The organism is Oerskovia sp. NPDC060287 (genome assembly GCF_042726775.1).
Classification (GTDB): domain Bacteria; phylum Actinomycetota; class Actinomycetes; order Actinomycetales; family Cellulomonadaceae; genus Oerskovia; species Oerskovia merdavium.
On sequence record NZ_JBHXBO010000155.1, the window covers coordinates 1 to 9,855 of the forward strand.

General features: G+C 72.7%; 9 protein-coding genes and 1 riboswitch. Of the genes, 1 reads left to right on the forward strand and 8 read right to left on the reverse strand.

What is annotated here, in order from left to right; translation table 11 throughout:
- Window positions 1–97 precede the first annotated feature (97 nt).
- The 5 genes from purH to purN all read right to left on the reverse strand — a co-directional run bounded on the left by purH (window position 98) and on the right by purN (window position 5,258).
- Window positions 98–1,759 carry a bifunctional phosphoribosylaminoimidazolecarboxamide formyltransferase/IMP cyclohydrolase gene (purH, locus tag ACFWFR_RS13570; RefSeq protein WP_377623306.1) on the reverse strand — a complete coding sequence of 554 codons (1,662 nt, stop codon included), beginning with the start codon at window positions 1,757–1,759 and terminating at the stop codon, window positions 98–100.
- Between the two features lie 48 nt (window positions 1,760–1,807).
- Window positions 1,808–1,895: riboswitch (ZMP/ZTP riboswitch) on the reverse strand.
- Between the two features lie 520 nt (window positions 1,896–2,415).
- Complete coding sequence (locus ACFWFR_RS13575; RefSeq protein WP_191801270.1) at window positions 2,416–2,904, reverse strand: SRPBCC family protein; 489 nt, start codon at window positions 2,902–2,904, stop codon at window positions 2,416–2,418.
- Window positions 2,901–3,281, reverse strand: a complete 381-nt coding sequence (locus ACFWFR_RS13580; protein WP_191801272.1) for a helix-turn-helix transcriptional regulator — start codon at window positions 3,279–3,281, stop codon at window positions 2,901–2,903. The genes ACFWFR_RS13575 and ACFWFR_RS13580 overlap by 4 nt, the downstream gene beginning before the upstream one ends.
- 196 nt (window positions 3,282–3,477) lie before the next feature.
- The gene (locus tag ACFWFR_RS13585) at window positions 3,478–4,470 is read right to left on the reverse strand and encodes a hypothetical protein (protein WP_377623307.1); all 993 of its coding nucleotides are present in this window, start codon (window positions 4,468–4,470) and stop codon (window positions 3,478–3,480) included.
- 146 nt (window positions 4,471–4,616) lie between these two features.
- The gene (gene purN, locus ACFWFR_RS13590) at window positions 4,617–5,258 is read right to left on the reverse strand and encodes a phosphoribosylglycinamide formyltransferase (protein WP_191801276.1); all 642 of its coding nucleotides are present in this window, start codon (window positions 5,256–5,258) and stop codon (window positions 4,617–4,619) included.
- A gap of 162 nt (window positions 5,259–5,420) precedes the next feature.
- Between purN and ACFWFR_RS13595 the strand changes: the two genes are divergently transcribed.
- Complete coding sequence (locus ACFWFR_RS13595; protein ID WP_377623308.1) at window positions 5,421–6,023, forward strand: hypothetical protein; 603 nt, start codon at window positions 5,421–5,423, stop codon at window positions 6,021–6,023.
- 37 nt (window positions 6,024–6,060) lie between these two features.
- Here ACFWFR_RS13595 and ACFWFR_RS13600 read toward each other — a convergent pair whose 3' ends face one another.
- The 3 genes from ACFWFR_RS13600 to sucC all read right to left on the reverse strand — a co-directional run bounded on the left by ACFWFR_RS13600 (window position 6,061) and on the right by sucC (window position 9,606).
- Window positions 6,061–7,344 (reverse strand): DUF6350 family protein, encoded by a 1,284-nt coding sequence (locus ACFWFR_RS13600; RefSeq protein WP_191801280.1) that lies wholly within the window; start codon window positions 7,342–7,344, stop codon window positions 6,061–6,063.
- 171 nt (window positions 7,345–7,515) lie between these two features.
- The gene (gene sucD / locus ACFWFR_RS13605; protein WP_191789430.1) at window positions 7,516–8,403 is read right to left on the reverse strand and encodes a succinate--CoA ligase subunit alpha; all 888 of its coding nucleotides are present in this window, start codon (window positions 8,401–8,403) and stop codon (window positions 7,516–7,518) included.
- A gap of 30 nt (window positions 8,404–8,433) precedes the next feature.
- Window positions 8,434–9,606: an ADP-forming succinate--CoA ligase subunit beta gene (gene sucC, locus ACFWFR_RS13610; protein ID WP_191801282.1), complete on the reverse strand. Its 1,173-nt coding sequence runs from the start codon at window positions 9,604–9,606 to the stop codon at window positions 8,434–8,436.
- Window positions 9,607–9,855: the final 249 nt, after the last annotated feature.

Below are 9,855 nucleotides of genomic sequence, written 5' to 3' on the forward strand. Positions count from 1 at the left end.
GGGTCCGGGTCGACCCGGACGAGAACCGCATGCTCGGCCCGCAGGAACCGCATGCTCGGCGCGCCCCTCCCCTGAACGGGGCGCCGAGCCGGACGGGTCAGTGCGCGAAGTGGCGCGTGCCCGTCAGGTAGAGCGTGACGCCGGCAGCCTGCGCGGCTGCGATGACCTCGTCGTCGCGGACCGAGCCACCGGGCTGGACCACGGCCTTGACGCCGGCGTCGAGCAGGACCTGCAGGCCGTCCGCGAACGGGAAGAACGCGTCGGACGCGGCCACCGAGCCGCGCGCACGCTCCTCGCCCTCGGCGCCCAGGGTGTTGGCACGCTCGACCGACAGGCGGCACGAGTCGACGCGGTTGACCTGGCCCATGCCGATACCGACCGCTGCCCCGCCCTTGGCGAGCAGGATCGCGTTCGACTTCGCGGCACGCACGGCACGCCACGCGAACTCGAGGTCTGCGAGCGTCTCGGCGTCTGCAGCCTCGCCCGTCGCGAGCGTCCACGACTCGGGGCTGTCTCCACCGTTCTCCGACGCGGCGTCGATGCGGTCGACCTGCTGCATGAGCAAACCACCCGAGATGGGGCGGATCTCGACGCCTGCGCTCGGGGCGCCGTCGACCTGGAGCAGGCGGACGTTCTTCTTGCGCGAGAGGATCTCGAGCGCCTCGGGCTCGTAGCCCGGCGCCACGACGACCTCGGTGAAGACCCCCGCGATCTGCTCTGCGGCGGCCGCGCTCACCACGGTGTTGGTCGCGATGACCCCGCCGTACGCCGAGACCGGGTCGGTCGCGTGGGCCTTGGCGTGGGCGTCGGCCACGTCGGTGCCGACCGCGACGCCGCACGGGTTGGCGTGCTTGATGATCGCGACCGTCGGGGCGTCGCCGTGGTCGTGCGCGGCGCGCCACGCGGCGTCGGCGTCGACGTAGTTGTTGTAGCTCATCGCCTTGCCGTGGAGCTGGGTCGCCTGCGCGAGGCCCGAGGCACCGTGGCCGTTGGTGTAGAGCGCGGCACGCTGGTGCGGGTTCTCGCCGTAGCGCAGCACGTCGGAACGGTCCCAGGTGGCGCCGACCCAGGCGGGGAAACCGGTGGAGACCGGGCCGGCTTCGGCAGTGTCCACGACGTCGGTGGGCGCGACCACGCTGCTCATCCAGGACGCCACCGCGACGTCGTAGGTCGCGGTGTGCACGAACGCCTGCGCCGCGAGGAGCTTGCGCTGCGCGTACGTGAAGCCGCCCGCCTGGACGGCGGCGATCACGTCGCCGTAGGCGGCCGGGTCGACGACGACGGCCACGCTCGGGTGGTTCTTCGCCGCGGCGCGGACCATCGAGGGGCCGCCGATGTCGATCTGCTCGATCACGGCGTCCGGACCGGCACCCGAAGCGACCGTGTCGGCGAAGGGGTACAGGTTGACGACGACGAGCTCGAACGGTGCGATCTCGAGCTGGGCGAGCTGCTCGAGGTGGTCCTGCTTGCGGGTGTCCGCGAGGATCCCCGCGTGCACGCGCGGGTGCAGGGTCTTGACGCGCCCCTCGAGGCACTCGGGGAAGCCCGTGAGCTCCTCGACCTTGGTCACGGGGATGCCCGCGGCTGCGACCGTGGACGCGGTCGAGCCGGTCGAGACGAGCTCGACGCCCGCGGCGTGCAGGGCCGTGGCCAGCTCGACCAGGCCGGTCTTGTCGTAGACGCTCAGCAGAGCGCGACGCACGGGACGCTGGGCGTCGTCGGCGATCTGGGTCTCGGGAGACGTGGGGGCTGCGGACATCGGAGTGCTCCTGTGGGTCGTCAGCGGGTCGCGGGAAGATACCGGTCACCCAGGCGCCCAGGCGGACGACGCACCAACAGGTCGATCGGACGCTCCCCGGTGGTCGTTCCCACCCTCGCCAGTCGCGGCCGTCTCCGATCTTACCGTGCCCTCTTGGCGGCGGGCTGGGGGCGGGGCTGGGTGGGGGGCGCGAGCGGGCTGCGTCGCGCGGGCGGCGTCGGCGGGCGCTCGGGTAGGGCCGGGTGGGCGCTCGGGCAGGGCCGGGTGGGTGGCGGTGTCCGCCTGCCCGACGGCGCCACGCACCGCGGGCGTCCGGGTCCCCCCCCAGGGGTCGCCGCCCGCGAGATGCAGCTTGTGGGGGTCGTGCGGCAGTCGCGACCCCCCACAAGCCGCATCTCGAGACGCACGCCCTCGAGCGGACGAGGCGGGTGAGGTATCGAGGTCCTGCCCGACGGCGCCACGCACCTGTGGCGACCGGGGCCCGCCACGTCCTCCGCGAGATGCGGCTTGTGGGGGTCAGGACGCGTGTTCGACCCCCACGAGCCGCATCTCGACGAGACACCTGATCGCGACCGGCACGCAGCAACCCCGGCCACCAGCAGATCGGACGGCGAGCCGGCAGCGAACGGCGGCGGGCTGCCGCCGCCCACCGGGTGTCAGGCGACGGCGTCCGAGGCCAGGAGCTCGTCCAGGCGCTCGTAGCCCTCGCTCATCCCGTCCGCCATCCCCGAGCCGACCATGGCGTCGCGAGCCTCGACCGACTGGTGGACCGAGCGCGTGGTGATCCTGGTCCCGCCGCCGGGAAGGTCCTCGAACGAGACGGTGTCGAGGCTCACGTGGCCGGGGGCGCCCGCGAACTCGAACGTCTGGACTGCGCGCTCGTCCGGCACGACCGAGTGGAACGCGCCGAAGAACCCGTACTCCTCGCCGCCTGCGCGATGGGTGTAGGCCCACGAGCCGCCCGTCCGGGCGTCCCAGTGGTCGAGGACCATCTCGTAGCGGCGGGGGCCGAGCCACTGCGTGACGAGCGTGGGGTCGGTGAAGGCCCGGAACACGAGAGGGCGCGGCGCGTCGACGTCGCGGACGATCTCGATGAAGGGCGTCCCCGGAGGGGCGGTGACGGTCGTGGGGTGCGTGCTGCTCATGACTGCTCCTTCGATGGGTCCGACGACGTCGCCTGGAGCCGCCCGAGGAGGGCGTCGAGCCGGCGGTACTGCCGCTCCGCGGTGAGCCGGTACTCGTCGATCCACGCCGTGAGCCGTTCGAGCGCGGCGGGGTCGAGGTGGCAGGGTCGTCGTTGGCCGTCCCGGGTGCGGGTGATGAGACCCGCGGCCTCGAGGACCTGGATGTGCCGGGACACGGCCTGCTTCGTGATGGGGAAGGGTGCGGCGAGCTCGTTGACAGTGGCCGGCCCCCGGGACAGCGTGGCGACGATGCTCCGGCGGACCGGGTCGGCCAGTGCGAGGAACGCACGGTCGAGGGCTGCGTCGGTGTCGTCGTGGGAACCGTCCGGGAGGGTCATGTCGGCCTGCTCGTCGTGATCAACAGTTACGTTGATCAACTTACTCATTGATCATGTGGCGAGTCAAGGGTCCGCGTCCCCCGGCATGCGAGACACGTCTTCCCGGCCGAGACCGGTCCCTGGACCGTGGTGCACGCACCCTTCTCGAACCGAGGAACCCACCTCGCGCGACAGGTGGCCACCCGGTACCCGCGCGTCAGAACCGGTTGGCCCGGACCCGGACCACACCGTCCGCGTCAGGGCATGCCGCGCGGTGCAGCAGCATCGGCAGCGCCTCGTCGACCGTCGTCGGGACGGCGAACCCGCCGAGCGCACCGGCCAGTCGTCGCTCGATCCCCGGCAGGCTGTCCTCGTCGATCCGCACCGAGCGCACCGCGCCGTCCGCCGTGAGGTAGACAAGATCGCGCTGCGGGTCGTCGTCCTCGTCGAGGATCCCCCTCAGCACAGCCGCGACGTCGGCGGACACGTCCGGCCAGACCTCCACCACGGCTCGCGGGCGGAACACAGGCCGGGGACCACCCGCGACGACCCGGTGCCAACGGTCCCAACCAGCGTGTTCCTGGAGGAGCACACCACCGCGCTCGTCGACCAGGGCGTCGACGGCCGCCCAGAACACCTCGTCGACCGGAGGCACGTCGGCCAGCTCTCCCATCGCGCCCGCCGACGTCGGGTCGTACGGGGACTGCTCGACCAGGACCGGGAACAGGCCCGACGCCGCGACTGCCTCGACGGCAGGCAGGCACGACTCCGACGCCCCGATGTACAGGTAGAGGTCGTAACCCGTGTGCACGAACATGCGCCCCTCGGCCTCGAAGCGGCACCACAGCGTCGGCTCCTCGGGCGCGGGGGGATCGAAGCTCTCGGCACGGAGCGCCTCGCGCACCAGGAGCCTGGCCCCGGCGACGTCCACGGTCGCGCCGTCGTAGCAGCCCTCCAGGCGCGGCCCGAAGAGCCGGGCCAGGACGCTCCCCGGGGCGAGGTCCGAGTCGTCGTGCCGGAGCTCGATGTCGCGCAGCGTCAGCCGCTCGACCCCGAGCTCGCGCGCGAAGGTCGAGATCGCGTCGAGGCAGGCCGCCTCGATCGAGCCGTCCGCGTCCGGCCGCTCCGCCCAGTCGACGCTCCCGTCAGGGTTGACGGTCCGCGTCGCGGGGTCCCACTTGGTGACCTGGTAGGCGAACGAGAGCTGCACGGACGGCCTCCTGACGAGTCGCGCGGCACGGAGTCGTGCCGCCCGCCCGATCCTGCCCGACGGCGCGCCCTGCGCACCCCACCTTTTCGCCGCCCCCGCGCAGCATCACCCTCTCGACGCTCGACCTACGGCCGCCCCGCGCTGGCTCAGCCCAGCAGCGCCCGGCGACCCTCGACCCGCAGGCCCTCGCGCGCGGCGCGACCGACCGTCTCGACCAGCAGCGCCCGCTCGGCGACCTTGATCCGCTCGTGCAGGGTCGACTCGTCGTCGGAGTCCTCGACCGTCACCGTCGCCTGCGCGATGATCGGCCCCGTGTCCACGCCGTTGTCGACCACGTGGACCGTGCAGCCCGTGACCTTGACGCCGTACGCGAGCGCGTCGCGCACGCCGTGCGCGCCGGGGAACGAGGGCAGCAGCGCCGGGTGCGTGTTGATCGTCCGGCCCGCGAACCGGTCCACGAACGCCGGGCTCAGGATGCGCATGAAGCCCGCGAGGACCACCAGGTCCGGCGAGAAGACCGCCACGGCCTCCGCGACGCCGTCGTTCCATGCGTCGCGGTCCGCGAAGTCACCCGGCGCGACGACGACCGAGGCGACCCCCGCGTCGCGCGCCAGGTCGAGCGCACCCGCGCCCGGCTTGTCCGTGACGACACCCACGACCCGCGCCCCGTAGGCGGGGTCCTCGTGCGCCGCGAGCAGCGCCGCGAGGTTGCTCCCAGCCCCTGAGACCAGGACGACGACGCGCGCCGCGCTCGTCGTGTCGATGGGCTGACCGGAAGGTGTGCGCACGGTGCTCCTCAAGGGCGTCTGCGGTGGGGGGAGAATGCGGGAGAATAGTCAGGCACCACCCTAGTCCGCGCCGGAGAGGCGCCGGTCTGCTCCGCGTCCTCCGGGCCCGGGACGAGCACCGACCCGCTCCCGTGCCATCCGCGAAGCACCGAGGAGCTGCCCATGGGCAACCCGTACGCGCCCCCACGTCCCGGCGCCCAGAAGCCGACCGACGAGGCGCGACAGCCCGGCCCTCCCCCGGTGCAAGGACCTCCCGGCGCGCCTCAGGGCCCGCAGCAGGGCCCGCCTCCCGGTCACGGCCGCACCGGCGGTCCGGCGGGCCCCGGCGCTCCTCAGGGCCCCGGCGGCCCCGGCAAGCCCGACCCGCTCGCGCAGGTCGACCCCGAGCAGCTGCGCGCCACGACGCGCCAGGTCCTGCATTTCGGGCTGCTCATGCTCGTCACGCTCGTCACGAGCTCGCTGGCCTTCCCCTGGCGGGTCGCGAGCCTGTTCTTCGCTGTCGTGACCATCGTGTTCGGCGTCCGCGCGCTGCGCGCGGTCTGGCGTGCCCGGCTCGGCGGGGCGCTGCTGCCCGCGGTCGCCGTGGGACTGGGCCTGACGGTGACCATGTCGCTGTCGATGATCGGCGGCCTCGCGATGTGGGACATCGAGATGGACAACCAGGCCTGCCTGGACGGCGCGATCACCGTCGCGGCGCAGCAGGAGTGCGCGGTCCAGTACGAGCAGGCGCGCGAGCAGTGGACCAAGGACCAGCTGGGCCGCTAGTCAGCAACCGGTAGCTGCCCCGACGCCCGGGGCGATCTCAGTCGCCCGGGCGCGCTCCGTCGTCGGGCTCCTCGTCGTGGCGGTGCCGCACCCGCTCGGTCACGGCGGCCTTGCCCCAGACCAGGGCGAGCGCCGCTCCCCCGGCGATCTCCGCCGCGACGAGCCCGCCCGCGAGCAGGGGCGGCGCACCCACGTGCGCCATGCGCCCGGGCCCGACGGCGCCCCCCGCCGCGACCTGCAGCGTCACCACGAGGAGTCCCGAGGCCAGGGCCACGCCCAGGACCGCGAGCCCGAGGTCGGTCCAGCGGGCGTCGAGACCTCCGCACCGGCGCCACACGAACGCACCGGCGACCAGCCCCGTGGCGACCACGAGCACCGGGGAGAACGAGGCGAGGACCGTCGTCCACTCGGCCCCCGGCAGCGCGCCCAGGAGCGGGACCGCAGGCAGCGCCCCGGGCTCGGAGGCCGCGGTCGTGAAGCTGCTCCCGTCCCCGACCACGAACCCCGGACCGGCGATCCACGAGCTCACCCAGAGCACCAGGTTGGGCACGACCATGACCTGGGCCACCGCGAGGATCAGGCCACCGACCGCGCCGGGGGCCAGGCCGGTGATGATGTCGGCCGCGGTCGCGCGCCCGGCCACGACCCACACGCCCAGCACGACGCTCGAGAGCCCCACGAGCAGCGCGACGCCCAGCAGTCCTGCGCGGGCGCCCAGCCGGACCACCGGCGGGACGTAGGGGTCCAGGACCGCGGTCAGCTCGCCGACCCGGGGCGCGTCGGGGCGCGCGAGGATCCCGGCACCCAGACCGAGGGCGGCGACGACCGCGCCTCCCAGCGGGGCGAACAGGACGTCCCAGCCCGGCGCCGCGCCGGACAGCAGCGCGATGACCAGGGTCATGAGCGCGTACACGCCCACGCCCACGGCCCACGCGGACCAGGCGGTGTGCGCCGAGCGGCGCGCCGAGGCGTAGCACGTGAAGAGCGCCAGGGCCGTGAGCCCGAGCGGGACGAGGGTGACCGACGTGCCCGCAGCAGCCAGCGGGACGCCGTGCGCGAGCAGCCACAGGCCGGCCGCGACCGACACCGACTGCCCCCAGCCCGTGCCGTCGTCGGCCGGCCCTGCCGAGGACGCGAGGAAGGCCGCGACGGCCGGCAGGATCACGACGGCGAGCGAGAGCGCGAGCGCCTGGAGCGCTGCGACGAGACCGGAGACCCAGCGTCGAGGTGCCTCGAGCGGGCGCCGTGGACCCCCGACGGGTTCCTCGAGCGTGCGGGGCGTCCCGCGCCGGGCTGCGGCGGACTGGGTCGGCGTGGTCATGGTCTCCATCGTCGTCGATCGGGTGGGCGTCGTGGGGCACGTCGTGCGGCGCGCCCGCGACCCGCCCAGGAGCGGGGTCCCCAGGGTACGCCGACGGCGCCCGGCCACGAGGGGCCGGACGCCGACGGATGATGCTCAGGTGCTGCTCAGGTGCTGCTCAGGCGTGCGAGGTCAGGAGAGGATCTCGCGCATGAGAGCGGCGGTCTCGGACGGCGTCTTGCCGACCTTGACACCAGCGGCCTCGAGGGCCTCCTTCTTGGCCTGCGCGGTGCCCGACGAGCCCGAGACGATGGCGCCTGCGTGGCCCATCGTCTTGCCTTCGGGAGCCGTGAAGCCCGCGACGTAGCCGACGACCGGCTTGGTCACGTGCGCCTGGATGTACGCCGCGGCGCGCTCCTCGGCGTCGCCACCGATCTCGCCGATCATGACGATCGCCTCGGTGTCGGGGTCCGCCTCGAACGCCGCGAGGGCGTCGATGTGCGTGGTGCCGATGATCGGGTCGCCGCCGATGCCGATCGCGGTCGAGAACCCGAAGTCACGCAGCTCGTACATCATCTGGTAGGTCAGCGTGCCGGACTTCGAGACGAGCCCGATCTTGCCGGGGCCCGTGATGTCGGCCGGGATGATCCCGACGTTCGACTTCCCGGGGCTGATGATGCCCGGGCAGTTGGGGCCGATGAGGCGGACGCCCTTGGCCTCGGCCAGGGTGAAGAACTCCGCGGAGTCCGCGACCGGGACGCCCTCGGTGATGATGACGGTGAGCGGCATGCCGGCCTCGATGGACTCGACGACCGCCGACTTGGTGAATGCCGGGGGCACGAAGATCACGGAGACGTCGGCGCCCGTGGCGGCGATCGCCTCGGCGACGGACCCGAAGACGGGGACGTCGACCGTGCCCTCACCCTTCGGGAAGCTGACCGAGGTGCCGGCCTTGCGCGGGTTCACGCCACCCACGATGTTGGTGCCGGAGGCCAGCATGCGCGTCGTGTGCTTCTGGCCCTCCGAACCCGTCATGCCCTGGACGATGACCTTGGAGTCCTCGTTGATGAAGATTGCCATGTCTGTCTGTTTTCTCTCTCGGGTCTCGGGTCAGGAAGCGGCGTTGGCCAGCTCGGCAGCCTTGTCGGCGCCGCCGTCCATCGTCTCGGCCAGGGTGACGAGCGGGTGGTTCGCCTCCGCGAGGATCGCGCGACCCTCCTCGACGTTGTTGCCGTCCAGGCGGACGACGAGCGGCTTGTTCGCCTCGTCGCCGAGGATCGCGAGCGCCTGGACGATGCCGTTGGCGACCTCGTCGCACGCCGTGATGCCGCCGAAGACGTTCACGAACACGCTCTTGACCTGCTCGTCGTTGAGGATGACGTCCAGGCCCGCAGCCATGACGGCTGCCGAGGCGCCGCCACCGATGTCGAGGAAGTTGGCGGGCTTGACGCCGCCGTGCTGCTCGCCCGCGTAGGCGACGACGTCGAGCGTGCTCATGACGAGCCCCGCACCGTTGCCGATGATGCCGACCTGGCCGTCGAGCTTGACGTAGTTGAGGTCGTTCTCCTTGGCCTTGGCCTCGAGAGGGTCGGCCGCGTCCTTGTCCTCGAGCTCGGCGTGGTCCGCGTGGCGGAAGCCCGCGTTCTCGTCGAGGGTCACCTTGCCGTCGAGCGCGACGATCGAGCCGTCCTCGGTGCGGACCAGGGGGTTGACCTCGACCAGGGTCGCGTCCTCCTCCTTGTAGACGGTCCACAGCTTCTGGATGACGTCGGCGACCTGCGCCTTGATGTCGTCGGCGAACCCGGCGGCGGCGACGATCTCGTCAGCCTTGGCCTGGTCGATGCCGACGGTCGGGTCCACCGCGACCTTGGCGAGCGCCTCGGGGCGCTCGACCGCGAGGACCTCGATCTCCATGCCACCCTCGACGCTCGCCATGGCGAGGTACGAGCGGTTGGCCCGGTCGAGGAGCACCGAGAAGTAAAACTCCTCGGCGATCTTCGCGCCGGCCGCGATCATGACGCGGTGGACGGTGTGTCCCTTGATGTCCATGCCGAGGATCTCGGACGCCTTCTCGGCGGCCTCCTCGGGCGAGTGGGCGAGCTTGACGCCGCCCGCCTTGCCACGTCCTCCGGTCTTGACCTGGGCCTTGACGACCACGGTCCCGCCACCGAGCTTCTCAGCGCCCTCGCGAGCCTCTTCGGGGGTCGTGGCAACCACGCCGCCCAGCACGGGAACCCCGTGCTTCTCGAAGATGTCGCGCGCCTGGTATTCGAACAGGTCCACCCTGTGTCGTCCTTCCATCTGACTGCCCTGACCGGCCTACCGATGTCTCGACATCGAGACATCCCGTAACAGGGTAGCCCGGCGACACGCCGGGACCTACACGGGGCGGCCCGAACGGCGGCCCCGACGCTGTCTCGTTGGCCACACCCGGGCGGCCTGGCGCAGCGCGGGAAACGTCCGGGAGGGCGCACCTCGCGCCGTTGCGCAGGAGGTCGTGCCCGACGGCGCCGCTCACCCTGGGAGGTGAGC